The organism is Brachybacterium sp. NPDC056505, assembly GCF_042794925.1.
GTDB lineage: Bacteria > Actinomycetota > Actinomycetes > Actinomycetales > Dermabacteraceae > Brachybacterium > Brachybacterium kimchii.
The window spans coordinates 38,332-62,636 of sequence record NZ_JBHTSV010000018.1 but is presented as its reverse complement, the minus strand read 5'-3'; the positions used below and the strand labels follow the sequence as shown (position 1 = coordinate 62,636).

The window sequence follows — 24,305 nt, the reverse complement described above, 5'->3', positions numbered from 1 at the left end:
GTACGAAACGGTTGCCAAGATCGATCTTGGCAACCGTTTCGTACCTCTCGAGCTTTCGCGGGGTGTCTCGGGCTGATTCGTTCGCCGGTCAGTCGGCGCCGAGGCGGGCGCGGAGGGTGTCGCGCAGGATGGGCAGCGCCGTGGCGTAGGGGTCGTGCGCGGCGGCTGGCGCGGGCGCATCGGCAGTCCCGTCGGCCCCGTCGTGTGCGGCCCCGCTCCGGTCCGCCCCGCCCCGATCTGCGTCGCCGCGATCGGTGACCCGCCTCGCGACGTGCAGCAGCATCGCGGTCTTCTCGTAGATCTCCCACGCATCCCGACGGGCGCGCAGGCCAGCAGGGTCGAGCGTCGGTGCGGGGCGCGGCGGAGCCTGGCCCTCGAGGCGCGGCAGCTCGGACGCATCGTCGAGCCGTGTGCGCGCGTGCAGGTAGCTGCCCACGAAGGCCTCGATGTCCTCCTCGGTGAGCGGCACGTACCAGGGGCCGCCGTGCACTGCGCCTCCGATGATCGCGAGGTCCCGCGCCGGATCGTCGCCCATCGCCCACTCGAAGTCGATGAAGCGGGGCACCTGCGCGTCCCACACGATGTTCGTCGCGCACAGGTCGCCGTGGCTGAGCACGAATCCCTCGAGATCCGCGAAGGCGGAGTTGGCCTCTCGCAGTCGTCGCGCGGCGGAGCGCAGCACGCCCGTGCCGCCGATCCTCGCGAGGACCGCTTCATCCACCGACTCGGTGTCGGTCTCGAAGAGCTCGAGGAGCGAGAGGCGAACCGGCTCCATGCGGCCCCACGGATCGGCTCCGAGTGACACCGGGCCGCGTCCCGGCGTGGCCACCCGATGCAGGTGGGCGAGACGATCGGCGTGTGCCGTGAGGTGGCCGCGGGTCCACCGGGGCGGCGCGAGGATCCGACCGGGCACGGGCGTCGTCACCAGGTACGGGGCTCCGAGGGGGCTCGACTCCGCGTCGTCGTGCAGGGCGAGGGGCTCGGGGCCGATGCCGGGCGGCAGCTGGGTGAGAGCGGCGAGCTCATCGGCCAGGGGGTGGGCAGGAGTGTGCCAGGGGATCCGCACCAGCAGAGCGGTGCCGTCCTCCGCGCTCAGGCGCCAGGCGGCGAAGGTCTCGCCCGTGCCCAGCAGCTCGACCTGCGCGGGCCCTCCCAGACCGGCGAGCCGGGAATGCTTGGACTGGCCCGGAAGGCGCCGTGCATGATCTGCGTCCCGCAGGGGGAGCAGCAGGGTCTCCTCATGCCACGCGCGCCGGATCCGCTCGCCCATCTCCGGTGAGGCGGCCGCTGGGGGAGAGGGCGCCGTGGAGGCCGCGGCGGCGGAGGACGTGCTGGCCATCGTGCCCTCCTCGACAGTGCTGCCCCGTGACCTGGTCCTCCCGATCCTAGTCCGCAGCGCCCACGGCTCCGGAGTCCTCCGGGACCGCACCGCGGCCGGGGTGGGGGACGAGAGAGGTGGACCGGGGCGCATATAGTACGGTTTCCGTAATATCTCGCGATCGAGGAGAACTCCATGGACGTGACAGTGCTCGGAGCCGCCGGACCCACCGGCCTGTGGATCGTGCGCGAGGCCTTGCGTGCGGGCCACGATGTGCGGGCCGTCAGCCGGCGCGACGACCCGCTGCCGCTGCCACCGCACGACCGCCTCACCCAGGTGCGCGCCGACGCCCAGTCGGGCGAGGGCATCGAGGAGGCGGTGGCCGGGGCCGATGCCGTGCTCTCGTCGCTCGGCGTCGCCTACACCCGCCACGAGATCACGATCTTCTCGCAGGGCACGCGCACCGTCGTCGACGCCCTGCGCGCGACGGGCCGAGGCCGTCGCCTCGTGGTGGTCAGCTCGGGTCTGACCTACCCGCCGACGCCCCTGCATCCGATCGCCGACCGCACGATCCTGCCGCTGCTGCGCCATGTCATCGGCCGGACCCTCTACGCCGACATGCGCCGCATGGAGGGGCTGCTGCGCGAGAGTCCCGACATCGCCTGGACCGTCATGCGGCCCGGGCGGCTCGTGGACGCCGACGCCGTCTCCGACTACCGGCTCGACATCGGAGCGCCGAGCCGCGGCACCACCACCCGCCCCGACCTCGCCGCGGCGATGGTCGCCGAGCTCGACGACGACGCCCACGTGCATCAGGCCGTGGCACCGACGAGCGATCGGCCGCGCCGATGACGCCCCGCACGACTTCCGAAAACGCGGCGCACGACGACGCGGGCCCCGGCCCGGAGGGCTCGGCCCATGAGCAGGCGACCTCTCGGCTCCCGGCCCCCGAGCCGGGATCGGCCGACGACCTGCGGGATGCGATCCGCGTGCTGCGCATCGAGCTGGGCATCCTCAACGACCGGGTGGCCGCGCGCGCCGGGCTCAACCCCCGAGACCTGGACCTGCTGGACGTGATCGACCGCGAGGGCCCTTGCACCCCCGGGCATCTGGTCGAGCGCACCGGCGTGCGCCGCGCGACCCTCACCGGGGTCCTCGCCCGACTCGAGGGCGCCGGCTGGATCCTGCGCGAGCGGGACGCCGCCGACGGGCGCTCCGCGCGGGTGGGCTCGAGCGCACGGTTCGACGAGCTCCGGGATCTCTACCGGGAGGCGGATGCGCAGGTCGAGCGCGTGGTCGACCGGCTCGACCCCGCGCTGCGCCGGGCGCTGCCGGAGGTGCTGCGAGCGCTCGTCGGCGGGCGCTCGCCGGCGGGTGAGAGCTGAAGGGTGAGATGCCGGGTGTGGACCGACGCCTCACACCCCGCCCGTGCGTCCGTAGCGCGCACCGGCCGCACGCAGCGCATCGAGCACCGCGAGGTCCTCGGCGCCGAGGCGCACGTCGAGCGCCCCGAGGTTCTCGTCGATCCGATGGGGCCTGCTGGTGCCGGGGATCGGCACCACGTCCTCACCGCGCGCGAGCACCCAGGCGATCGCGATCTGCGCAGGAGTCGCGTCGTGGGCCTCGGCGATCTCCCGGATCCTTTCGACGATCCCGGCGTTGTGCTCCCGGTTCTTCGGCGACCAGCGCGGCAGGACGCGCCGGAAGTCCAGCAGCCCGGGCCGCATCGCGGCGGCGTCCCCGGAGAGCATGCCGCGGCTGATGGGGGAGTAGGGAACCACCGTCACGCCCAGCTCGCGGGCGACCGGCAGGGCGTCGGCCTCGATGTCCCGCGTGAGGATCGACCACTCGGTCTCGAGAGCTGCGATCGGGTGGGTTGTGTGGGCGCGACGCAGATCGGCGCCGCTCGCCTCGCTGAGCCCGATCTCGCGGACCAGACCGCGCTCCACGAGCTGCGCCATCGCCCCCACCGACTCCTCGACCGGGACCTTCGGGTCCACGCGGTGCAGGTAGTAGAGGTCGATGTGGTCGGTGCCGAGGTTCTTCAGGGAGCGCTCGGCGCGTGCGCGGATGTGCTCGGGCCGGCCGCTGAGGCCGCGCGGCAGCCCGATGCCCGGCACCGTGAGGATCCCGGCCTTGGTGGCGAGCACGGCGTCCTCACGACGCCCGGTGATCGCGCGGCCGACGAGCTTCTCGTTGCGGCCATTCGCGTACATGTCGGCCGTGTCCAACAGGGAGACCCCGCGATCCAGCGCATGGCGGATCGTGGCCACGCCCTGCTCCGGGTCGCGCCGGCCGTAGGCCATGGTCATCCCCATGCGGCCCAGGCCCATGCGGGGCACGGTGAGCGAGCCGATGCGGGCGGTCGGCAGGGGGCTGTGCTCGGCCCCGTCGGTCGGGCGGTCGGGCGTGGTGTCCTCGGGCAGGGTGCTCATCTCTGGTCTCCGATCAGGTGGTCGGTCTTGTGCTCGGTGACCGCGAGCGCGATCTGCAGTCGGGCGATCTGGAGCCGCACCTGCGCCGCGTGATGCTCCAGCAGGTCCCGGGCGGCAGTGCGCGGTGCCTCGTCGAGCCCTCGCGCAGTGGTGCCGCACGGGTCGTCAGGGGCGTCGGGCAGCAGCTCCCGCAGCCGCGCGACGTCCCTGACGGGCATGCCCGAGAGCCGCATCCCGTGCACGAACAGCAGGTCGCCCAGGGCGGCGCGGTCGAAGACCCGGTGGCCGTTCTCGCGACGGCCCACACGCAGGAGGCCGGCGTCCTCGTAGTAGCGGATGGTGGTGGGCAGGATCCCGAACATCGCGGCGGCCTCGCCGATCGTGAGATCGCCCGAGGCCGGGAGCTCGAGCGCGTGCTGCTCGACCTCCTGGCTGGTGGGCGGCGGGCGTCGGCCGGCCGCGATGTCCTCGGCCATGCGCTCGATCAGTGCGTCGTGCTCGTCCATGTCGGCGAGTTCCAGTGCGCTGGAGGTCAATGCCGCGTGTCCGGATCGCCCGGTGAAGCCGCCCCCGATACTCAGATGCGAATCGTTCTCAGAACATGCTACGGTCCTGCGCATGAACCACTCAGGAACCATTCTCACAAAGCGGCGACGATGGGGGCTTCTCGTCGCCTCCGTCTCCGCCTCGATGCTCGCGCTCTCCGGCTGCGGGGCCGGTGGCGGGGAGTCCGCCGCCTCGGACGGCGAGGACTCGAAGAAGTCCGCGGCCCAGGCCGCCTCCGACCGCACCGAGGTCGGCGCGCTCACCCCGCGCATCGTCCTCGCCCACGAGGGCGGCGTGACCACGCTCGACTCCTCGAACGGCGAGGTCATCGACGAGACTCCCGTCGAGGGGTACGTGCGGCTGAATCCCTCGGGCGACGGCCGCAGCGTCATGGTCAGCGCCGGATCCTCGATCACCGCCTACGACACCGGCCTCATCGCCCAGGCGCACGGCGACCACTTCCACTACTACACGCAGGACCCGGCCCTGCTCTCCGACGTCACGATCCCCGCCGAGGAGCCCGGCCACGTCGTCCCGCACGGCGAGAAGACCGCGACCTTCGCCGACGGCACCGGCGCGATCACCGTCTTCGACTCCACGGCCCTCGCGGACGGGCAGCTGAAGACCGTCGCCGAGACCCGGACCGACGCGCCGCACCACGGGGTCGCCGTGCCGCTGTCCGACGGGTCGCTGCTGCACACCGTCGGCACCGAGGACGAGCGCCGCACCGTGGTCGTCGAGGACGAGAACGGCAAGGTCACGGCGAAGACCGAGGACTGCCCGGGCGTCCACGGCGAGGCGGCCGCGAAGGCGACGGAGGGCGGCGACGTCGTCACCCTGGGCTGCGAGAACGGCCCCGTCATGTACAAGGACGGGAAGTTCCACAAGATCGACGTCGACGAGGACTTCCAGCGCTCGGGCAACCAGCAGGGGCATGAGGACTCGCCGATCGTCCTCACCGACTACAAGGTCGAGGAGGACCCCGAGGGCGGCATCGAGCGCCCCACGAAGGTGGGCCTGCTGGACACCCGCGACGGCTCCTTCGACACCGTCGACCTGGGCTCCGAGTACTGGTTCCGCTCCCTGGACCGTGGGCCCGACGGCGAGGCGCTCGTCCTCACGGCCGACGGCGAGCTGAACATCCTCGACCCCGAGAGCGGCAAGGTCCTGCACGAGACGAAGGTCGCCGAGGAGTGGACCGAGCCCGACCAGTGGCAGGAGGCCGGTCCGATGCTGTCGGTCGCCGACGGCACCGCCTTCGTCGCCGACTCGAAGAACAAGAAGCTGACGCTCGTCGACATCGACACCGGCAAGGCGTACCAGGAGATCGACCTGCCGGAGGTCCCCCACGAGATGCAGGTGACCACGGGCACCGCCTCGGGCGAGTACGAGGTCTCCCCGGGCGCCGATGACGGCGGCGAGCACTCCGAGGAGGGCCACGACCACGAGGATCACGCGGAGGACGAGGCCGCCTGAGCGCACCGGATCCCCCGCTTCGATGTCTCTGGGTGAGACCTCACGCCCATATACGCGTGGAGACCTCACCCGGAGACATCGAAGCCTTTCCGAGCCGCCGGCTCACCCGCCTCCGGGGCGCCCGCCGCCGTACAGTGGACCGCGCCCGTTCCGGCATCGTCCAGCAGAGAGGCGACCTCCCCGATGACTGAGCTGCGTGACCGTCTGCGGAAGCTCCCCGCATTCCCGGCCGACCTTCCCGTCCTCGACCCGGATTCCGTCCCCGAGGACCCCGAGACGCTCTTCCGCGACTGGCTCGAGGAGGCGATCGCGAGCGGGGAGCGCCAGCCCCACGCGATGACGTTCACGACCGTGGACGGGGCGGGGTTCCCCGTCGGCCGCACCCTGATCCTCAAGGACATCGAGGACGGCGGCTACCAGGTGTCGACCCACCGCACGTCCCGCAAGGGCGCGCAGCTCGAGGAGGACGCGAAGGCGTCGATGATCTTCTTCTGGCGCGAGTCCGGGCGGCAGGTGCGCATCACCGGCACGGTCATCGCGCTCGACGACGAGGCGTCCCAGGCCGACTGGGCCTCGCGCCCCAGCTTCACCGGTGCGCCCAACCCCGACTGGCAGGTGTACGCCCTGGTCCCGAGCGCCTTCGAGTTCATGCAGGCGCGGGAGGATCGCCAGCACACGCGGATCGAGTACGCGGCCCAGGGCCAGGCCGATCCCGATGCGACCGCCCCGTCGAGCGCTGCCGCGCGCACCTGGACCCACGGCCCCGTCCCGACGCCCGCCGGCTGACCGCACCTCCCTCCCCCTCCACCGCTTCCTCCCGGCTCGGCCGTCCGCATGTCCGCGAACTCCGCCCGAGCCCGACATGAACGAACGCGAAGCCTGGGTCCGCCCATCGGCCGTCGGCCCTACAGTGGCCCCATGGACATCGCTGTTCTCGGGGCCACTGGAACCATCGGATCTCTCGTCGCCGACCGCCTGGAGGCGGCCGGGAACGACGTGAGGCGACTCAGCCGCGCGAGCGGCGTGAACACGGAGACCGGGGAGGGGCTCGAGGCCGCTCTCGACGGTGCGGACGTGGTCGTCGACGCGACGAACATCGCCACGATCCGCGCGACGCCGGCCGTGCGCTTCTTCGCCCGCAGCGCGAAGAACATCGCCGCGGCGGCGAAGAAGGGCGGCGCGGGACGCGTCGTGTGCATCTCGATCGCCGGGGTCACCAAGCCCGGCGCCGCCCTCGGCTTCGGCTACTACCGGGGCAAGTGCGCGCAGGAGCGCGGCTACCGGGCGGCGCCGATCCCCACCACGATCATCCGCTCCGCGCAGTGGTTCGAGCTCGGCGAGCAGATGATCGCCCAGGCGAGCCTCGGTCCCGTCGCCCTGCTGCCGCAGATGCGCATGGCGCCGCTGGCGACCGCGCGCGCCGCCGACCACATCGCCGAGGAGATCATCGCGACCGGCCGCGGCGTCGTGCCGGAGATCGTCCCCGGCCAGAACGCGCGCCTCGCGCCCGAGGACGGCGAGGACCCGCGCAATCGGATCGTCCGCCTGCGCGGGCCGGAGGAGATGACGTCCGCGCAGCTCGTGCGCAGGATCCTCGGCGCCCGCGGCAGCCTCGCCGGCCGCTCGCCGAGCCTGGTCACGGAGTACCCGTACCTTGGCAGGCAGCTCGCCGGCGGCGTGCTCGTGCCCTCCTCCGAGGGCACCATCGTCGACGACCTCACCCTCGACCAGTGGCTCGCGGCATGAACGGGGCGCGCGATCGTCTGAGCAGTCGTCCCCGCTGGTAGCGTGCGCCGCCGAGGTTCCCTTCCGAGGATCGGAGATGCAGATGGCCGGACGCGAACGCGGTCAGGCACAGGAGCGGCGGCGGCTCGGCGCAAGCGACGAACCGGTCGAGGATGCGCTGGTCGAGGAGTTCGAGAAGACGGTCGCCGAGGGGGCCAATCGGCTGAACCGGACGTGGCGCGCACTGATCATCACCGGACTCTTCGGGGGCATCGACGTCGGCATCGGTCTGCTCGCGATGCTCGCGGTCCTGGACGCGACCGGTTCGAAGCTCCTGGGGGGCATCGCCTTCGGCATCGGCCTGTACGCCCTGCGGTTGGCCCACTCCGAGCTGTTCACGGAGGACTTCCTGCTGCCCATCAACGCCGTGGTCTCGCGGCACGGCACCTGGTGGCAGCTGCTGCGCCTGTGGGCGGCCACGCTGGCGACGAACCTCCTGGGTGGCTGGGCCTTCTCCTGGCTCGTCGTCGCCGCCTTCCCCCGGTTCGACGAGATCCTGGTGGAGACCGCGAAGGGCTACATGGCCGGAGGCCCCACGCTCGAGTCCGGGTCTCTCGCGGTGCTCGCCGGATTCACGATCACACTGATCACCCGCATGAACCAAGGGTCGAGCGAAGGCATCGCCACCCTCGCCAACTCCCTCATCTCCGGCCTGCTCGTGGTCGGGCTCGGCATGCTGCACGGCGCGCTGAGCTCGTCGGTCATCTTCGGGGCGATGCATGCGGGAGCCGACATCCCCTACGTGGACTGGTTGGTGTGGTGCGCCTGGGTGATCCCACTGAACATGGCGGGCGGGCTGGTGATCCTCACTCTGCCGCGCCTGGTGCGCACCTGGGAGCTCGTCGTGCGGGAGCGTGCGGCCCAGGACCCGGAGGACGAGACGTCATCAGTGATCGTATGAGCACTGGTGAAGCAGCCTCCGTCGCATATACCGGACGCTAGGAGGGCTCTGGGGTCGACCCGGGAGGCGCGCGGTGGTGTGCTGTCACGCAGCTTCCGCCCCCGATGCTTTGGAGTCGATGATGACCCTCCCCGGATCCCGCCCCGTCCACGCCCCGCGCGGCACGGAGATCACTGCGAAGAGCTGGCAGACCGAGGCGCCTCTGCGCATGCTGCAGAACAATCTCGACCCCGAGGTCGCCGAGCGGCCCGACGACCTCGTCGTCTACGGCGGCACCGGCCGGGCCGCCCGCTCCTGGGAGGCGTTCGACGCGATCCTCGCCTCCCTCGCCGACCTCGAGGACGACGAGACGCTGCTGGTCCAGTCCGGCAAGCCCGTGGGCATCCTGCGCACCCACGAGTGGGCGCCGCGCGTGCTCATCGCGAACTCGAACCTCGTGGGCGACTGGGCGACCTGGCCCGAGTTCCGCCGCCTCGAGGCCGAGGGCCTGATGATGTACGGCCAGATGACCGCCGGCTCCTGGATCTACATCGCCACCCAGGGCATCCTCCAGGGCACCTTCGAGACCTTCGCCGCGGTCGCGGCCAAGCGCTTCGGCGGATCCCTCGCCGGGACCATCACGCTGACCGGCGGCTGCGGCGGCATGGGCGGCGCGCAGCCGCTCGCCGTCACCCTGAACGGCGGCGTCTGCCTCATCGCCGACGTCGACCGGACCCGCCTCGAGCGCCGCGTCGCCAAGCGCTACCTCACCGAGATCGCCGACGATCTCGAGGACGCCATCGCCCGCGCGAACGCCGCTCGCGAGGAGCGTCGCGCCGTCTCCATCGGCATCGTCGGCAACGCGGCCGAGGTCTTCCCCGCCCTGCTCGCGCGCCACCGCGCCGGCGACATCACGATCGACGTCGTCACCGATCAGACCAGCGCCCACGACCCGCTGTCCTACCTGCCGATCGAGCACGACATGGACTCCTGGCACGCCGAGGCCGAGGCCGATCCGGAGGGCTTCACGAAGAAGTCGCGCGAGTCGATGGGTCGCCAGGTGCAGGCCATGGTCGAGTTCGCCGACGAGGGCGCCGAGGTCTTCGACTACGGCAACTCGATCCGCGACGAGGCCCGACGCGCAGGCTGCGAGCGCGCCTTCGCCTTCCCCGGTTTCGTCCCCGCCTACATCCGCCCCCTGTTCTGCGAGGGCCTCGGCCCGTTCCGCTGGGTGGCGCTCTCGGGCGACCCCGAGGACATCGCCGTCACCGATGCGGCGCTCAAGGAGCTGTTCCCCGAGAACGAGCACCTGCACCGCTGGCTCGACGCCGCGGGCGAGTTCGTCGAGTTCGAGGGCCTGCCCGCCCGCATCTGCTGGCTCGGCTACGGCGACCGCGCGAAGGCCGGGAAGCTCTTCAACGACCTGGTGCGCGACGGCAAGGTGAAGGCGCCGATCGTCATCGGCCGCGACCACCTCGACTCCGGCTCCGTCGCGAGCCCGTACCGGGAGACCGAGGGCATGCTCGACGGCTCCGACGCGATCGCCGACTGGCCGCTGCTGAACGCGCTCACCTCCACCTCCTCGGGCGCGACCTGGGTGTCGATCCACCACGGCGGCGGCGTCGGCATCGGCCGCTCGATCCACGCCGGGCAGGTCGGGGTGGCCGACGGCACCGAGCTCGCCGCGCGCAAGCTCGATCGCCTGCTCACCAACGACCCGGCCATGGGCGTGCTCCGGCACGTGGACGCGGGCTACTCCCGTGCCGCCGAGGTCGCCGACGAGCGCGGCGTGCGGGTGCCGATGACGCCGCACGTGCGCGACGCCGACGATCCCGACGCCGCCCAGCGCGCGGCGTCGGCGAAAGCGGGCGCGACCGCCGCGCCGGCGAAGATCTGAGGAGGCGGACATGGCTGCGACCAGCTCCACCGTCGAACGCCGGAGCATCGAGTTCGTCCCCGCCTCGGAGCGCCACGGCGGCGTCACCCAGCAGTTCACCCTCTGGTTCGGCGCGACCCTCCAGATCACGGCCGTGGTCGACGGCGCCCTCGCCGTCGTCTTCGGCGCCCACGCGCTGTGGGCGATCATCGGCCTGCTCCTGGGCAACCTGTTCGGCGGGGCCGTGATGGCCCTGCACTCCGCGCAGGGCCCCAAGCTCGGCCTGCCGCAGATGATCTCCAGCCGCGCGCAGTTCGGGGTGATCGGCGCCGCGCTGCCGCTCGTGCTCGTGGTGCTCATGTACCTCGGGTTCGCCTCGACGGGCACCGTGCTGTCGGGGCAGGCGATCAACCGGATCCTCCACGTGGACGCCCCCTGGGTGGGGATCGTGATCTTCGGCCTGATCACCTTCGTGGTCGCGGCCGTCGGCTACCGCTGGATCCATGGTCTGGGCCGGATCGCGACCGTGCTGGGCATGCTCGGCTTCGCGTGGATCACGATCCGGATCTTCACGGCCTACGACGGGGCGCACCTGCTGGCCGACGCCACCTTCGGCGCGGTCCCGTTCCTGCTGGCGATCGCGCTCGGCGCCGGCTGGCAGCTCACCTTCGGCCCCTACGTCGCCGACTACTCCCGCTACCTCCCGGCCGACACCCCGGCGCGCCGCACGTTCACCGCGACCTTCGCGGGCTCCGTGCTGGGGTCGATGTGGGCGATGACGATCGGCGCCCTGCTCGCGTCGATCCCGCACTCGAGCTTCCTGGACAACCAGGTCGGGTTCGTCGGCGAGCTCGCCGACGGCGGACTCATCGCCCTCGTGATCTACCTGGTCATCGTCTCGGGCAAGCTCACGATCAACACGCTCAACGCCTACGGCGGGGCGATGACGATGCTCACCACCGTCACCGGCTTCTCGAAGCGCAGCGTGGTGCGGCCGGCCCTGCGCCTGGTCTTCGTGTTCACCTTCCTCGCGCTGTCGGTCGTGATCGCGCTGGCCGCCTCCGCGGACTTCCTCGACAACTTCAAGAACTTCGTGCTGCTGCTCATGGTCTTCACGCCGTGGAGCGCCATCAACCTCGTCGACTTCTACCTGGTCTCGAGGGAGCGCGTCGACATCCCCGCTCTCTACGACCCGGAGGGCAGGTACGGCGCCTTCGACGTCCCGGCGCTGGTCACGTACGTGATCGGCATCCTCGTGCAGATCCCGTTCCTCGCCCAGTCGATGTACACGGGTCCTCTGACCAGGATGCTCGGCGGGGCCGACGTGAGCTGGATCGTCGGGCTCGTCGTCCCCGGGGCGATCTTCCTGGTCTGGGGGCGCGCCACGCGCCGCCCGCCGGAGCGCACGATCCTGCCCGAGGGCGCGGACGACGGCGCGGCAACCGCCGGAGCCGGGGTCGACCCCGGCGCCGACGGGGGCACCGCCCACGACGCCGAGGAGGTGCGGCGATGAGCCTCGCCCAGGACTTCGATGCCCGCTGGGCGCAGCTGCTGCCCGTCGGACGCAGCGCCGAGACCGGCGGCTACCGCCGGTACGCGTGGACCCGTGAGGACCACACCCTGCGGGAATGGTTCGCGGGGGAGTGCGCGGCCCTAGGCCTCGACCTCACCGAGGACCGCATGGGGAACCAGTGGGCCTGGTGGGGCGATCCCGACCGCACCCCGGGCGTCGTCATCGGCTCGCACCTGGACTCCGTGCCCGACGGCGGTGCCTTCGACGGGCCCCTCGGCGTGGTCTCCGCGCTCGCCGTCGTCCGCGAGCTGCAGGCGAGCGGCTTCACGCCCCGTGTGCCGATCGGCATCGTGAACTTCGGCGACGAGGAGGGCGCCCGCTTCGGCGTGGCCTGCGCGGGATCGCGCGTCCTCACCGGCGCGATGACGCCCGCGCGGGCGCTCGGGCTCACCGACGCGGAGGGCATCAGCATGGCCGAGGCGCTGCGCAGCGCGGGCCGCCCCGCGGTCATCGGCCCGGATCCCGCGGCGCTCGCCCGGATCGGCTCCTTCGTCGAGCTGCACGTGGAGCAGGGCCGGGCCCTCGCGCTGCTCGATCCGGAGACCTCCGCGGTGGCGGTCGGGACCGACATCTGGCCCCACGGGCGCTGGCGCGCGGACTTCACCGGCCGCGCCGACCACGCCGGCACCACCGCGCTCGCGGACCGCGAGGACGCCATGCTCGAGGCCGCCCGCTTCGCGCTCGCCGCCCGCGAGGCCGCCGAGCGCCGGGACGGCGAGCACCGCTGCGTCGCGACCGTCGGCAAGGTCAGCGTGCAGCCCGGCGGCGTCAACGCGATCCCCTCCCACGTGACGGCCTGGCTCGACGCCCGCTCCCCGCACGAATCCCTGGTGCGCGGCGTCATCGAGGACCTCACGGCGATGTTCCCGGGCGCGCTGCGGGAGGAGTCCTGGACCACGACCACGCGCTTCCACGACGAGCTCACCCTGCGGGTGCGCGACGCCCTGGGGCCGGAGACGCCGATGCTCGGCACGGGCGCCGGCCACGACGCGGGCATCCTCGCCCAGGCGGACGTGCCCACGACCATGCTCTTCGTCCGCAACCCCAGCGGCGCCTCCCACACGCCCGAGGAGTTCGCCGAGCCGGCCGACTGCCACGCCGGCGTCGAAGCGCTCCTGGCCGTCGTCCGGGACCTCGCCTCATGAGCGGCGACCAGCGCGGGCTCCAGGGCGGAGCGGCCCCGGACCAGGGCGGAAGCGCCCCCGGGAACGACGGACGCTCCTTCTGGTGCGAGCACGCGCTCCTGCCGGACGGCCTCGCGGCCGACGTCCGGGTGGTCCTCGGTGCTGACGGGCGGATCAGCGCGGTCGAGCAGGCCGGGGCGCGAGCGGGCGACGAGATCCTGCACGGGGTCACCCTGCCCGGGTTCGCGAACACCCACAGCCATGCCTTCCATCGCGCCCTGCGCGGCCGCACCCACGACGCGGGCGGCACCTTCTGGACCTGGCGCGAGCGGATGTACCACGTGGCCGCGCGCCTGGACCCCGAGAACTACCTGGCGCTCGCACGCGCCGCCTATGCGGAGATGGCGCTCGCCGGCGTCACCGCGGTGGGCGAGTTCCACTACGTCCACCACCAGGCCGGGGGCGTCCCCTACGAGGACCCGAACGAGATGGGCCGCGCGCTGCAGCAGGCCGCCGCGGAGGCGGGCGTCGCCCTGACCCTCCTGGACACCGCCTACCTGCTGGGCGGGCTCGACGAGACCGGCCACACCGCGCTCTCCCCGGAGCAGGCGCGCTTCGGCGACGCGGACATCGACGCCTGGGCCCAGCGCGCGGGCGACCTGCGCGCGGAGGGCGCGTTCCGCGTGGGCGCCGCCCTGCACTCGGTGCGCGCGGTGCCCCTCGCCCAGCTCCGGGAGGCCGCCGCCCTCGTCCCCGCGGTGTGCGACACGGGCTCCGCGATCGCCCCGCTGCACGTCCACGTGAGCGAGCAGCCCGCCGAGAACCGTGCGGCCCTCGCCCGCTACGGCCTCACCCCGGTGGGACTGCTCGCCGAGGCGGGCCTCGTCGGCCCCGATCTCACCGCCGTGCACGCGACGCACCTGACCGAGGAGGACGTGCGTCTGCTCGGGGACGCGCGCTCCTGGGTGAGCCTGTGCCCCACCACCGAGCGGGACCTGGCCGACGGCATCGGGCCCGCCCGCGCCCTGCACGACGCCGGGGTGCGGCTCTCGCTGGGCAGCGACCAGCACGCCGTCGTCGACCTCGTCGAGGAGGCGCGCGCCGTGGAGATGCACGAACGGCTGACCACCCACGAGCGCGGCCGCTTCACCCCGCAGGACCTTCTGACCCTGGCGACCGGTCACGAGAGCCTGGGCCGGGAGGGCGCCGGCCGGATCGCGCCGGACGCCCGCGGCGACCTGGTGACGATCCGTCTGGACTCCGTGCGCACGGCCGGCGCGGACCCCGCGCAGGTGCTGCTCGCCGCGAGCGCCGCGGACGTCACCACGGTGGTGCGCGACGGGGAGACGATCGTTTCCGACGGCCGGCACCGGCTCGGCGACGTCGGCGCCCTGCTGCGCGACGCCATCGCACCCTTCTGGGAGGACGCATGACCACGACCCTGCTCACCGGCATCAGCGAGCTCTGGACCCTCGACCCGGCCCTCGAGGACGCGCCGCTCGGCGGCTCGAGCGAGCGCGGCGCGGCCGACGGCCAGATCCAGCGCGAGGCCGCCCTCGTCATCGAGGACGACCGCATCGCCTGGACGGGCCCCGCGGCCGAGGCGCCCGCGGCCGACGAGCGGATCGACCTGGAGGGGCGCGCCGTGCTGCCCGGCTGGGTCGACTCCCACACGCACCTGGTCTTCGACGGCGACCGCTCCGCCGAGTTCGAGGCCCGCATGGCAGGCCAGTCCTACGCCGCGGGCGGCATCCAGGTCACCACCGACGCCACCCGCGCCGCGGACGACCGACGCCTGGAGACGCTGGTCAGGGGCCGTATCGGCGAGGCTCTCGCGGGCGGCACCACGACCCTGGAGACGAAGACCGGCTACGGCCTCACGGTCGCGGACGAGGCCCGCGCCGCCGCGCTCGCCGCCCGCCTCGTCGCGGAGGGCACGCTCGACGAGGCGACCTTCCTGGGGGCCCACCTGGTGCCCTCCGAGTACGACGGCGCCGACGGCCGCCCGGGCCCCGCCGAGTACCTGGACCTGGTGGTCGGGCCGATGCTCGAGCAGGTCCGCGGGAGCGTGCGCTGGATCGACGTGTTCTGCGAGGACGGCGCCTTCGACACCGCCGCCTCCCGGCGCGTCCTCGAGGCGGGACGCGCCGCCGGGCTCGGCCTGCGCGTGCACGGCAACCAGCTCTCCGGCGCACAGCGCGGCGTGCAGCTCGCGGTCGAGGAGCACGCGGCGAGCGTCGACCACCTGAACCACCTGGAGGCGGAAGACGTCGAGGCCCTCGCCGCGACCGCCGGCCGGCCCGTCGCGCCCGGCGGCGACCCCATCGGACCAGCCGACCGGCCCCTCGGACCCGGCGCGCGCGACCGACTCCTCGCGGTCGATGCGGGGCCGACGGTCGCGACCGTGCTGCCGGCCTGCGATCTCTCCACCCGCGCCCCTCTCGCGCCCGCACGCGACCTGCTCGATGCGGGAGCACACGTCGCGATCGCGAGCAACTGCAACCCCGGCACCTCGTACACGAGCGCCATGAGCTTCTGCGTCGCGACCGCCGTGCTGCAGATGCACCTGAGCCTCGCCGAGGCGATCCGCGCCGCGACCCGCGGCGGGGCCCTCGCCCTGCGGCGCTCCGACGTCGGGCACCTGGGCGTCGGTGCGCGCGCCGACCTGCACGTGCTCGACGCGCCCGCCGCGATCCACCTCGCCTACCGCCCCGGCATGCCGCTGACCCACCAGGTGTGGCGCCGCGGCCGGCGCGTCGCCTGACCCCGCCCGAAAGGAACACCCCGATGAGCACCATCCACGCCCCCGCGTCGACCGACCCCCGCGAGACGATCACCCTCGCGAGCTCCGACCTCACCCCGGCCGACGTCCTCGCCGTCGCCCGCCGCGGAGCCCGCGTCGAGCTCGACCCCTCCGCTCGCGAGGAGGTCGCCCGGGTGCGCGCCCACATCGACGCCCTCGCCGCCCCCGGCCACGCGCCGGTCTACGGGGTCTCCACCGGCTTCGGTGCGCTCGCGGACACCTCGATCGAGCCGTCCATGCGCCACGCCCTGCAGCGCTCCCTGATCCGCTCCCACGCCGCCGGCACCGGCGACGAGGTCGAGCCCGAGGTGGTGCGCGCTCTCATGCTGCTGCGCGCGAAGACCCTGGCCACAGGACATACCGGCGTGCGCCCGATCGTGCTCGAGACGATGCTCGCGCTGCTCAACGCGGGCATCACGCCGATCGTCCACGAGTTCGGCTCGCTGGGCTGCTCGGGCGATCTGGCGCCGCTCGCCCACTGCGCGATCGTGCTGATGGGGGAGGGGCGCGCCCGCGGGGCCGACGGGGTCGAGCGTCCCGTTCCCGAGCTGCTGGCAGAGGCGGGCATCGAGCCGGTGCTGCTCGAGGAGAAGGAGGGGCTGGCGCTCATCAACGGCACCGACGGCATGCTCGGCATGCTGCTCATGGCCCTCGCCGACCTCGAGGAGCTCGTGAGGATCGCCGACCTCACCACCGCGCTCACGGTGCAGGGCCTGCGGGGGCGCGACAGCGTGTTCCGCCCCGAGCTGCACATGCCGCTGCGGCCCCATCCGGGCCAGGCCGCGTCGGCCGCGAACATCCTCGCCCTGCTCGAGGGATCGCCGATCATCGCCGACGTCGCCGCCGAGGGCTCCCGCGTCCAGGACGCCTACTCGCTGCGCTGCGCCCCGCAGGTCGCGGGCGGCGCACGGGACACGATCGCTCACGCCCGCACCGTCGCCGAGCGCGAGATCGCCGCCGCGATCGACAACCCCGTGGTGCTGGCCGACGGCGAGGTCACCTCGAACGGCAATTTCCACGGCGCGCCCGTCGCCTACGTCCTGGACTTCCTGGCGGTCGTCGCCGCCGACCTCGCCTCGATCTCCGAACGCCGCAGCGACCGCATGCTCGACAAGTCCCGCTCCCACGGCCTCCCGCCGTTCCTGGCCGACGACCCGGGCGTGGACTCCGGCTTCATGATCGCCCAGTACACGCAGGCCGCCCTGGTCTCGGAGATGAAGCGCCTCGCGGTGCCCGCGAGCGTCGACTCGATCCCGTCCTCGGCGATGCAGGAGGACCACGTGTCGATGGGCTGGCACGCCGCCCGCAAGCTGCGCCGCTCCGTGGACTGCCTGCGCCGCGTGCTCGCGATCGAGCTGCTCACGGCCGCCCGGGCGATCGACCTGCGCGCCCCGCTCGCCCCCTCGGAGGCGTCGGCCGCGGCGATCGCGGTGCTGCGCGAGCGAGTCGAGGGGCCCGGCCCGGACCGATTCCTCGCGCCCGACATCGCCGCGGCGGAGGAGATCCTGGCCGACGGGTCGGTGCTGGCGGCGGTCGAGGGGGTCGTGGGGAAGCTGGGGTGAGGGGGCGGCAGCGCGCGACGTCCGCCGGCTGGACGCGCGGTCAGTGCCGTGTCACCCTTCGCGGATCGTCATCGTGGCGATCCTGCCGCCCTCGAGATCGAAGCTGAAGCTCGACGGGCCATTGGCGTGTCGAGAGCGCCAGTCGCCGACGACGGTGACCGAGTCGCCGTCGGTGGTGACGGACGTGACGGTGAGGGTGGGAGCGGAGCCGATGAACTCCTTGTCGCTCCATGCGTGGATCTCATCGAATCCGGTGAGCACTCGGCCCCAGTCGTCGACAGTGGGGTTCGCGGTGAAGGTCTGCGTGAATGCGGTCGCGTCGTGTGCCGTCACGGCTTCGAGGAAGGAGGCCACGGGCTCGGGAACAGTGTCGGTCATCGGTGTCTCCTGTCGTGAAGTGCGCTGTCAGCGCGTGGTGTACCCGCCGTTGGCGAAGATGGTCTGGCCCGTGATCCACCAGCCCTCGGTGGCGAGGAATCGAACGATCGGAGCGATGTCCTCGATCTGCGTGAGCTGGTTGCCCATCGCCTGCGACTTATGGAACTCGACGCGTTCCGGGGTCTCCTGCCCGTAGAAGAACGGTGTGTCCATCGGACCGGGGGCCACCGCCGTCACGGAGATGCCGCGCTCGGCGAACTCCTTGGCGGCGGCGCGGGTGAAGTGCTCCACCGGCGCCTTCCCGCCCGCGTAGGTGGAGTAGCCGTCTGTGAAGGCTGCCAGCAGAGCGGTGACGATCGTGATGATCTTGCCGTTGTCCGCGAGGTGCTTGCCGGCCTCCTGGATGAAGAAGTAGGCGGCCTTCGCGTTGATGTCGAACATCGAGTCGTACTCGGCTTCGGTGGTCTCGACGATCGGCTTGCGCAGCACCTTGCCGGCCGTGTTCACGGCGACGTCGATCGTGCCGATCTCCTTCTCCGCGTCGGTAAAGAGCCGGGCGATGTTGGCGGGGACCGTCAGGTCGCCCTGGAAGATCTCGGCACGCCCTCCGGCCTCGCACACCGCGGCGCGCGTCTCCTCCGCATCGGCCCGACTGGCATCGGAGTTGTAGTGGATGGCGACGTTCGCCCCGGCCTGCGCGGCCTGCCGGGCGATCAGACCGCCCAGGTTCTTCGCGCCGCCGGCGATGAGGACGTTCTTGCCTGCAAGGGTCGGATCCGTCATCTCGCAACCTCCATGTCGTAGATACGTAACGCCATAGCGGCGATACAGTAGATAATGTAGCAGCATGACAGAGCATGAGGGAAGCGGTACACGGGAGCGCCTGATCTCCGCTGCGGCGGAGCTCATCGCCGCCAGCCCCGGTGAGGACTTCTCGCTGCGCGCTGTCTGTGACGCCGTCGGCGTGAAGATGCCGACGCTGTACCACTTCTTCGGCTCCAAGCAGGGACTGATCGACGCCGTCGTCGAGCACGGCTTCGACGTGTATCTGGGCCAGAAGGAATCGATGGGGTCCTCCGGTGATCCCATCCAGGACATCCGGTCGGGGTGGGATGCGCATGTGGCGTTCGGCCTGGAGAACCCCGGTTTCTACACGCTCATGTACGGCAAGGTGCGGCCGGGCCATTCCCCGGAGGCGCAGTCCCGCCCGAGCGAGATCCTCCGGGGGCTGACGGCGCGTGCGGCCGAGCAGGGTCGTCTCGCCGTGCCGTCCGACCAGGCCGCGGCCCATGTCCTGGTCGCCAACATCGGGGTGACGCTGCGACAGATCGTCCTGGCGCAGCCTGACCCGGAGCTGTCCGCCGCCGTCCGTGAGGGAGTCATCGCCGCTATCACAGGCACTGCCCGCGCCTCCACGGATCCTGTGGCCGCGACGATCGAGATCGTTGCCGCCGCGCCGGACGTCCTCGGGGAGGCGGAGACCGCACTCCTGCTCTCCTGGCTGACCCGTCTTCGCGGAGATCGACGCGACGTGGCCGGCTCGCGGTAGTTCTGTCGCTGCGAGGTGCGTCTCCGGGCGGAGCTGCACGGTCGGAACGGCTGCACAATAGGCGAGATCTGGATCTGATCCTGCATCAGTCCGGTACCCCTTGCGAGCGCCCTCCCAAGTGCCTCGCAAGGAAGTGCTCGAGCCTGCGGTACAACTCGATGTTGCTCTCGGGGTTGATGAACCAGTGCCCTTCGGTCGTGTTGAGCAGGTACTCGACCTCTCGACCCCGGGTGCGTAGGGCTTCGGCGACACGATCGGAGTTGCGACGGTGCACGCGGACGTCGTGCGCTCCGTGGATCAGCAGCACCGGCGCTGTGATGTCGTCGACTCGATTGATCGGGGAGCGCGCGATCATATCCGCGCGTTGCTCAGGGATCTCGGGGTCGCCGATGTGGCGGAGATAGCTGTTCTCGACAGCGCGGCGGGCGAATGGGACCACACCCTCGACGAGATCGACGAGGTCGGACATGCCGGTGTAGCTGACCGCCGCCGCGAACCGTTCGGGTGTGAAGGCGGCTCCGACGAGCGCGGCGTAACCGCCGTAGGAACAGCCGTAGATCGCGACACGGCCCGGGTCAGTGATGCCACTGCCGATCGCCCAGTCGAGTGCGTCGATCAGATCATCGTGCATGCGACCGGCGAACTCGCCGATGCCTGCTTCGAGGTGAGCTTTCCCGTAGCCGGTGGAGCCTCGGAAGTTGACCTGGAGTACGGCGTAGCCGCGGTTGGCGAGGAGCTGGACCTCCGGATCGAAGCTCCAGCTGTCGCGGTACCAGGGTCCGCCGTGCACGAGTACCACTGTCGGCAGGTCGTGGGGGTCGATCCCGCGCGGCAACGTGAGGTGGCAGGGCAGGGATAGCCCGTCACGTGCGGTGAGCGTGATCGGGGTGACCGGTGCGAGCTGCGTGGGGTCCAGGCGCGGGAAGGGCCGAAAGAGGCGCCGAGCCTGTCCCGTGGTGTGGTCGTAGTACCAGGTGACGCCCGGGTCGCGGTCGTGCGTGAACTCCACGACCCAGCGCTGCGCCTCCCTGTCGCACGACGCGTGGGAGAGGTCCCCATCCGAGAGATCGGCGAGTCGGGGCAGGATCTCTGCAAAGCGGGGATCCAGAGCGTGGATGTCCTGGCGTTCTCCGAGGAACCGTGCGCCGAGCAGCTCGCCGCTGGCCTGATTCAGGATGAGTGAGGAGGGGAATCGTGGATCCGCCTCGGGTCGAGGTGTGTCCAGATCGAACACCGGATGACTGGCCACCTCGGTCTCCTCGCCTGTAGTGAGATCGAGGCGAACCAGACGGGTGCGGTCTGTGCAGCGCGACGATCCGATCCACAGTCCGGTGCCGTCCGGGACGGGGACGACAGGGAGGACGCCGAGCATGATGTCACTGCTGGGGAACCTTGCGATCGTGTGCAGCTCCCCTTCGTTCCACTCGGACAGCAGGTGATCGCCGCCGTCCTCGATCGAGAAGGCCAGCACGCGGTCCTGGACACGCAGCCACGAGATCACCTCGCCCGGGTTCTCGGCAATGGGTGTGAGCTCACCGGTCGCAAGGTCCAGGTCGTAGAGGTCGATCATGTCGGCTCGGCGCTTGTTGAGCTGTACGAACGCTGTCTCCGGTCTGCCTTGGGGCAACTGCGCGCCGATCAGTCGGACCCCCTCATAGGGAGTCAGGTCCACTGCCTGCTCGTCCGGCCTGGATGGATCCGCGCGATAGAGGTGCCAGTTCTCATCGCCGTCGGCGTCCTGTTGGAACAGAAGATAGCGGCCGTCGACGCTCCAGAAGAACTGGTCGATGTTGCGTCGGGTCTCAGCGGTGATCCGCCTTGCCTCCGTGGCGCCGGAGCCGTCCTCCAGGTCGGGTGTGGACCAATCCGAGTCGACCGTGCGGAGGAACACGTTGAGCCGACCTCGCCACGGGGAGAGGTAGGCGACCCTGCTCCCGTCCGGGGAGAGCAGGGCGCGACTGCGCGTGGGGAGGGCGTAGAGGTCTTCGACAGGGATCAGGGCTGGAAGGGCAGTCATGACGGGATCCTCCGGGTCGATGGGTGAAGGCGACCAGTCGATGCCCTGACGTCGCGTCGGACTCAAGAGCTCTGTGATCTGTGGCACTTCCGTGCGAGGCGTCTCTGGAGCGCGCGCACGGTCCGGTGCTGGATCGGTTGAAGATCGCGCGCGCTCAGTTGGTCGAGCAGGTCAGCGGCACGGGGATCGAGGTGGCCGATGCCTTCCGTGGTCGCCACGAGCGGTTCGATCTGTCCGGCCCAGTCGTCGACCAGCTGATCGACTACGCGATCGGGGGTGTCGGAATCGAGAGCGTAGAAGCGCTCGGCCAGCACATCCATGGTCGAGCGAGAACCGTCCGGGACCTGAAGAAGATTGGCCAGGCTGGTCGCTCCCTCACTCCCGAGCAGACGGGCAATCAGGATGAGCTGTTCGGTCTCGAACCGGACCATGTCCGCGGGTATGGCGGATCGCGGGCCGGTGTGCCAGGCGGAGAGTTCAGGCGGCAGGTCGGGTGGGGCCCCGGTGCTGCGCAGCACGCTGATGCTAGCTCGGCGGGCGGTGAGTCGTTCGATCTCAGCTGCGGCGTGACCATCGAGCTGGTCGAGCAGCGTCTCTGCCGTCGTGGGATCGTCGAGGACCTCGGAAAGTGAGGACAGGGGGACCCCCAGCTCCGTCAGTTGTGTGATGCGCAGCACGCGTACGAGGTGGCCGACGTCGTATTGCCTGTAGTCGCCCGGTGTTCGTGGCGGCTCGGGGAGGAGCCCGATCTGGTGATAGTGGCGCAACGTGCGCACGGTGACGCCGGCCAGGTCGGCAAGTTCACTGCTGAGCATCGGGCACTTCCTCCAGGGTCAGGTCGCTGAGCGCACGAGAAGCCGTCACGGCCAGCAGGATCACGATCCACACCCCTGTGACCCCGATTCCGGCAAGTAGTGGCGAGCCGAGCTCTGCGAGCACACCCGCCACCCCGATCCCCCCTGGGGCCGCGACCGTCAGCAGGGCTGTCTTGACGCTGAGCACGCGCCCGCGGAGAACGGGCGGGGTGTGTTGGACCTGCAGGACGCCGGTGACGGCGCCGACGGTGGCGTTGCCCAGTCCTAGAGCCGCCGCTCCGGCGAAGACCACCCACGGAGAGAGGAGCGAGGCCATCAGGACGAACCCCGACGTCGTGACGAGAAGGCCTGCCGATAGCCATGCGCGCGACGACAGTCGCGCTCCGATGGCGCTGTAGACCGTTGCGCCGAGCAGCATGCCCGCCGCAAGTGCGGTGAGGACGAGGCCCAGGAGCTCAGGGTGGGAGATGAGGTCGAAGTACACCGGCATCACCAGCCCTTGCAGTCCGCCCAGGGCGACGGCCAGACCCAGGACGAGAGCGGTCGTCCCCAGCAGGAAACGGCTTCTCGCCATGACCATGAGGCCGTCGACGAATTCCCGCATCAGCGGGCGACGCTCGGTGCAGGAACCGTCGACCTCTCCCAGGCGGCGCGGGAGCATCCGGGTCAGCAGGGCGGCAAGGGCAGAGGTCATCGCCGTCAACCACAGCACCGTCATGGCATCGACAGCAGCCATCAGTGCTCCGGCGGCAGCGGGGCCGATGACCAGGGCGAGGGAGGTCAGGGTCTGGCGCATGCCCACGACGCGTCGCAGATCCATTCCGGTGTGCCGGGCCACCAGAGGAGTGAGGACCTCCCGGGCCGTCATGCCGGGCACGTCGCCGAACGCGCCGAGGATGCCGAGCAGGATGAACCACCCCAGGTCCAGCCCCCACAGCATGTTCACGAGCGGCAGCGCCGCGATCGCCGCAGCGGAGATGACGTCGGAGACCGCTGAGGCTGTGCGACGGTTGATCCGGTCGATGATGACGCCGCTGAGAAGGCCGACCACGACCGAGGGGATCGCCGTCGCGGTCGCCAGGGCGGACATCCCCAGCGGGCTGCCTGTGGTCTGCAGAACGATCAGCGGGAGCGCCACGGAGGCGATGCCGTTGCCGAGCAGGCTCAGAATGTGCGAAGCGAAGTAGGCAAGTGCGACAGGTGGCATGAGATCAGCACAGACCCTGACGCGACGTCCGGGTCAAGCACACGAGGACGTCTCGGTTGTCGTGAGTCTCGCGCAGCGAGCGGACCGAGAGCTGGACGGCTCCCATGCTCGGTCGGGATGATCGCCGTGGCCTTCGAAGTCCTATCTGGGCTTCGCTCACGGTGTGTTCTCCACGGCATCCTGTGCCTGCTCGCTCGGTGGGACGACGTGAATGCCGAGATCCGTCCGCCCCGGCAGTAGATCCTCTCTCAGTGAGCGTGTCCTGGAATAGTCCCCGTCACGGAGCCGCCGGAAGAGTCGCGGCGGCTCCTGAGGTATCCCGGCCAACCTGGCACGGAGACGATCCGCTTCCCGGTCGCCGTCTTCGCGGCTCAGGGTGTCGGCGTCGTAGACGACATGCAGCGGGAGCGATGCGATGCCCGTGTACCAGAGGGCGCCGTGGGTGAGTGGGAACAGCAGCGTGTCCAAATCGCCGCTGACACCCCGTGAGCTGAGCGTGCGCTCGTCCTCACCGGCGGTCACGATGATCAGCGCTCTGCGTCCAGCCAGGCCGCCGTCTCCGTACCGCCGAGGTACGCCGAGATCCGGATCAAGGTCGCCGAAGGCGAAGCCCGCCAGGAAAATGCGATCAATCCAGCCCTTGAGGATCGCCGGTGGCCCGTACCACCAGAGCGGGAACTGGAGTACGAGAAGCTCGGCGGCCGCGAGCTTCGCCTGTTCTTCGCGCACTTCCTCGGGGAGTAGTCCGCGATCATGGGCCCGGGAGGCGAGAACGCCGATGTTCCCCGTGGACTCCGCCAACTCTCCGAGATCACGGTCGGACAGGACAGGGTCGAAGCCCTGCGCGTAGAGGTCCGAGGTGTGGACGTCATAAGTTCTGGAGAGCTCGCGCACGCCGGTCTGGAAGAGGTGGTCGTTCAGAGACGCCTTCCGTGGGTTCGCGTTCACCCACAGAGCGGTC

The 24,305-nt window shown here is 71.3% G+C and carries 22 protein-coding genes; 13 read left to right on the top strand and 9 right to left on the bottom strand.

The window, feature by feature from the left end:
- Positions 1-88 precede the first annotated feature (88 nt).
- Positions 89-1,339 carry a phosphotransferase family protein gene (locus ACFQ53_RS10845; protein WP_377859376.1) on the bottom strand — a complete coding sequence of 417 codons (1,251 nt, stop codon included), beginning with the start codon at positions 1,337-1,339 and terminating at the stop codon, positions 89-91.
- 174 nt (positions 1,340-1,513) lie between these two features.
- On the opposite strand from ACFQ53_RS10845, the gene ACFQ53_RS10840 reads away from it, so the two are divergent.
- Together ACFQ53_RS10840 and ACFQ53_RS10835 are read left to right on the top strand one after the other, a co-directional pair.
- Positions 1,514-2,170, top strand: a complete 657-nt coding sequence (locus ACFQ53_RS10840) for an NAD(P)-dependent oxidoreductase (RefSeq protein ID WP_377859373.1) — start codon at positions 1,514-1,516, stop codon at positions 2,168-2,170.
- Positions 2,167-2,703 carry a MarR family winged helix-turn-helix transcriptional regulator gene (locus ACFQ53_RS10835; protein WP_377859371.1) on the top strand — a complete coding sequence of 179 codons (537 nt, stop codon included), beginning with the start codon at positions 2,167-2,169 and terminating at the stop codon, positions 2,701-2,703. Before ACFQ53_RS10840 ends, ACFQ53_RS10835 begins: the two co-directional genes overlap by 4 nt.
- Positions 2,704-2,733: 30 nt before the next feature.
- Here the strand turns inward: ACFQ53_RS10835 and ACFQ53_RS10830 are convergent, their stop codons facing one another.
- Together ACFQ53_RS10830 and ACFQ53_RS10825 are read right to left on the bottom strand one after the other, a co-directional pair.
- On the bottom strand, positions 2,734-3,753 hold the full coding sequence (locus ACFQ53_RS10830; protein ID WP_377859369.1) for an aldo/keto reductase: 1,020 nt from the start codon (positions 3,751-3,753) through the stop codon (positions 2,734-2,736).
- Positions 3,750-4,259 carry a MerR family DNA-binding transcriptional regulator gene (locus ACFQ53_RS10825; protein ID WP_377859366.1) on the bottom strand — a complete coding sequence of 170 codons (510 nt, stop codon included), beginning with the start codon at positions 4,257-4,259 and terminating at the stop codon, positions 3,750-3,752. Before ACFQ53_RS10825 ends, ACFQ53_RS10830 begins: the two co-directional genes overlap by 4 nt.
- Before the next feature lie 112 nt (positions 4,260-4,371).
- Between ACFQ53_RS10825 and ACFQ53_RS10820 the strand changes: the two genes are divergently transcribed.
- From ACFQ53_RS10820 to hutH, 10 genes are all read left to right on the top strand, one after another.
- Entirely contained in the window at positions 4,372-5,775 is a 1,404-nt protein-coding gene (locus ACFQ53_RS10820) for a hypothetical protein (protein WP_377859359.1), read from the top strand.
- Positions 5,776-5,958: 183 nt separating this feature from the next.
- Positions 5,959-6,561 carry a pyridoxal 5'-phosphate synthase gene (locus ACFQ53_RS10815; RefSeq protein WP_377859354.1) on the top strand — a complete coding sequence of 201 codons (603 nt, stop codon included), beginning with the start codon at positions 5,959-5,961 and terminating at the stop codon, positions 6,559-6,561.
- A gap of 132 nt (positions 6,562-6,693) precedes the next feature.
- Positions 6,694-7,521, top strand: a complete 828-nt coding sequence (locus ACFQ53_RS10810) for an SDR family oxidoreductase (RefSeq protein ID WP_377859351.1) — start codon at positions 6,694-6,696, stop codon at positions 7,519-7,521.
- 82 nt (positions 7,522-7,603) lie between these two features.
- Positions 7,604-8,461, top strand: coding sequence for a formate/nitrite transporter family protein (locus ACFQ53_RS10805; protein ID WP_377859382.1), 858 nt, complete (start codon positions 7,604-7,606; stop codon positions 8,459-8,461).
- Positions 8,462-8,582: 121 nt separating this feature from the next.
- Entirely contained in the window at positions 8,583-10,337 is a 1,755-nt protein-coding gene (gene hutU, locus ACFQ53_RS10800; RefSeq protein ID WP_377859348.1) for a urocanate hydratase, read from the top strand.
- Between the two features lie 10 nt (positions 10,338-10,347).
- Positions 10,348-11,829: a purine-cytosine permease family protein gene (locus ACFQ53_RS10795; RefSeq protein ID WP_377859346.1), complete on the top strand. Its 1,482-nt coding sequence runs from the start codon at positions 10,348-10,350 to the stop codon at positions 11,827-11,829.
- The gene (locus tag ACFQ53_RS10790) at positions 11,826-13,034 is read left to right on the top strand and encodes an allantoate amidohydrolase (RefSeq protein WP_377859343.1); all 1,209 of its coding nucleotides are present in this window, start codon (positions 11,826-11,828) and stop codon (positions 13,032-13,034) included. Before ACFQ53_RS10795 ends, ACFQ53_RS10790 begins: the two co-directional genes overlap by 4 nt.
- Entirely contained in the window at positions 13,031-14,446 is a 1,416-nt protein-coding gene (locus ACFQ53_RS10785) for a formimidoylglutamate deiminase (RefSeq protein WP_377859341.1), read from the top strand. The genes ACFQ53_RS10790 and ACFQ53_RS10785 overlap by 4 nt, the downstream gene beginning before the upstream one ends.
- Positions 14,443-15,777, top strand: a complete 1,335-nt coding sequence (locus ACFQ53_RS10780) for an amidohydrolase family protein (RefSeq protein ID WP_377859338.1) — start codon at positions 14,443-14,445, stop codon at positions 15,775-15,777. The genes ACFQ53_RS10785 and ACFQ53_RS10780 overlap by 4 nt, the downstream gene beginning before the upstream one ends.
- A gap of 23 nt (positions 15,778-15,800) precedes the next feature.
- Positions 15,801-17,378, top strand: a complete 1,578-nt coding sequence (gene hutH / locus ACFQ53_RS10775) for a histidine ammonia-lyase (protein ID WP_377859335.1) — start codon at positions 15,801-15,803, stop codon at positions 17,376-17,378.
- A gap of 51 nt (positions 17,379-17,429) precedes the next feature.
- On the opposite strand, the gene ACFQ53_RS10770 is transcribed toward hutH, so the two are convergent.
- Both ACFQ53_RS10770 and ACFQ53_RS10765 read right to left on the bottom strand, forming a co-directional pair.
- On the bottom strand, positions 17,430-17,756 hold the full coding sequence (locus ACFQ53_RS10770; protein ID WP_377859332.1) for a nuclear transport factor 2 family protein: 327 nt from the start codon (positions 17,754-17,756) through the stop codon (positions 17,430-17,432).
- A 27-nt stretch (positions 17,757-17,783) separates the two neighbouring features.
- Positions 17,784-18,539, bottom strand: coding sequence for an SDR family oxidoreductase (locus tag ACFQ53_RS10765; protein WP_377859329.1), 756 nt, complete (start codon positions 18,537-18,539; stop codon positions 17,784-17,786).
- Positions 18,540-18,603: 64 nt separating this feature from the next.
- On the opposite strand from ACFQ53_RS10765, the gene ACFQ53_RS10760 reads away from it, so the two are divergent.
- Positions 18,604-19,305, top strand: a complete 702-nt coding sequence (locus tag ACFQ53_RS10760; protein ID WP_377859326.1) for a TetR/AcrR family transcriptional regulator — start codon at positions 18,604-18,606, stop codon at positions 19,303-19,305.
- Between the two features lie 85 nt (positions 19,306-19,390).
- On the opposite strand, the gene ACFQ53_RS10755 is transcribed toward ACFQ53_RS10760, so the two are convergent.
- The 4 genes from ACFQ53_RS10755 to ACFQ53_RS10740 form a co-directional block, all read right to left on the bottom strand.
- Positions 19,391-21,322, bottom strand: a complete 1,932-nt coding sequence (locus ACFQ53_RS10755; RefSeq protein ID WP_377859323.1) for a S9 family peptidase — start codon at positions 21,320-21,322, stop codon at positions 19,391-19,393.
- A gap of 62 nt (positions 21,323-21,384) precedes the next feature.
- Entirely contained in the window at positions 21,385-22,137 is a 753-nt protein-coding gene (locus ACFQ53_RS10750; RefSeq protein WP_377859320.1) for a MerR family transcriptional regulator, read from the bottom strand.
- Positions 22,124-23,344, bottom strand: coding sequence for an MFS transporter (locus ACFQ53_RS10745; protein ID WP_377859317.1), 1,221 nt, complete (start codon positions 23,342-23,344; stop codon positions 22,124-22,126). The genes ACFQ53_RS10750 and ACFQ53_RS10745 overlap by 14 nt, the downstream gene beginning before the upstream one ends.
- A 156-nt stretch (positions 23,345-23,500) precedes the next feature.
- Positions 23,501-24,292 carry an NAD(P)H-dependent oxidoreductase gene (locus tag ACFQ53_RS10740; RefSeq protein ID WP_377859314.1) on the bottom strand — a complete coding sequence of 264 codons (792 nt, stop codon included), beginning with the start codon at positions 24,290-24,292 and terminating at the stop codon, positions 23,501-23,503.
- Between the last annotated feature and the right edge of the window lie 13 nt (positions 24,293-24,305).

Coding starts and splice junctions, on each gene's coding strand:
- ACFQ53_RS10845 (WP_377859376.1), bottom strand. CDS start 1,339: ATGGCCAGCACGTCCTCCGCCGCCGCGGCCTCCACGGCGCCCTCTCCC.
- ACFQ53_RS10840 (WP_377859373.1), top strand. CDS start 1,514: ATGGACGTGACAGTGCTCGGAGCCGCCGGACCCACCGGCCTGTGGATC.
- ACFQ53_RS10835 (WP_377859371.1), top strand. CDS start 2,167: ATGACGCCCCGCACGACTTCCGAAAACGCGGCGCACGACGACGCGGGC.
- ACFQ53_RS10830 (WP_377859369.1), bottom strand. CDS start 3,753: ATGAGCACCCTGCCCGAGGACACCACGCCCGACCGCCCGACCGACGGG.
- ACFQ53_RS10825 (WP_377859366.1), bottom strand. CDS start 4,259: ATGGACGAGCACGACGCACTGATCGAGCGCATGGCCGAGGACATCGCG.
- ACFQ53_RS10820 (WP_377859359.1), top strand. CDS start 4,372: ATGAACCACTCAGGAACCATTCTCACAAAGCGGCGACGATGGGGGCTT.
- ACFQ53_RS10815 (WP_377859354.1), top strand. CDS start 5,959: ATGACTGAGCTGCGTGACCGTCTGCGGAAGCTCCCCGCATTCCCGGCC.
- ACFQ53_RS10810 (WP_377859351.1), top strand. CDS start 6,694: ATGGACATCGCTGTTCTCGGGGCCACTGGAACCATCGGATCTCTCGTC.
- ACFQ53_RS10805 (WP_377859382.1), top strand. CDS start 7,604: ATGGCCGGACGCGAACGCGGTCAGGCACAGGAGCGGCGGCGGCTCGGC.
- hutU (WP_377859348.1), top strand. CDS start 8,583: ATGACCCTCCCCGGATCCCGCCCCGTCCACGCCCCGCGCGGCACGGAG.
- ACFQ53_RS10795 (WP_377859346.1), top strand. CDS start 10,348: ATGGCTGCGACCAGCTCCACCGTCGAACGCCGGAGCATCGAGTTCGTC.
- ACFQ53_RS10790 (WP_377859343.1), top strand. CDS start 11,826: ATGAGCCTCGCCCAGGACTTCGATGCCCGCTGGGCGCAGCTGCTGCCC.
- ACFQ53_RS10785 (WP_377859341.1), top strand. CDS start 13,031: ATGAGCGGCGACCAGCGCGGGCTCCAGGGCGGAGCGGCCCCGGACCAG.
- ACFQ53_RS10780 (WP_377859338.1), top strand. CDS start 14,443: ATGACCACGACCCTGCTCACCGGCATCAGCGAGCTCTGGACCCTCGAC.
- hutH (WP_377859335.1), top strand. CDS start 15,801: ATGAGCACCATCCACGCCCCCGCGTCGACCGACCCCCGCGAGACGATC.
- ACFQ53_RS10770 (WP_377859332.1), bottom strand. CDS start 17,756: ATGACCGACACTGTTCCCGAGCCCGTGGCCTCCTTCCTCGAAGCCGTG.
- ACFQ53_RS10765 (WP_377859329.1), bottom strand. CDS start 18,539: ATGACGGATCCGACCCTTGCAGGCAAGAACGTCCTCATCGCCGGCGGC.
- ACFQ53_RS10760 (WP_377859326.1), top strand. CDS start 18,604: ATGACAGAGCATGAGGGAAGCGGTACACGGGAGCGCCTGATCTCCGCT.
- ACFQ53_RS10755 (WP_377859323.1), bottom strand. CDS start 21,322: ATGACTGCCCTTCCAGCCCTGATCCCTGTCGAAGACCTCTACGCCCTC.
- ACFQ53_RS10750 (WP_377859320.1), bottom strand. CDS start 22,137: ATGCTCAGCAGTGAACTTGCCGACCTGGCCGGCGTCACCGTGCGCACG.
- ACFQ53_RS10745 (WP_377859317.1), bottom strand. CDS start 23,344: ATGCCACCTGTCGCACTTGCCTACTTCGCTTCGCACATTCTGAGCCTG.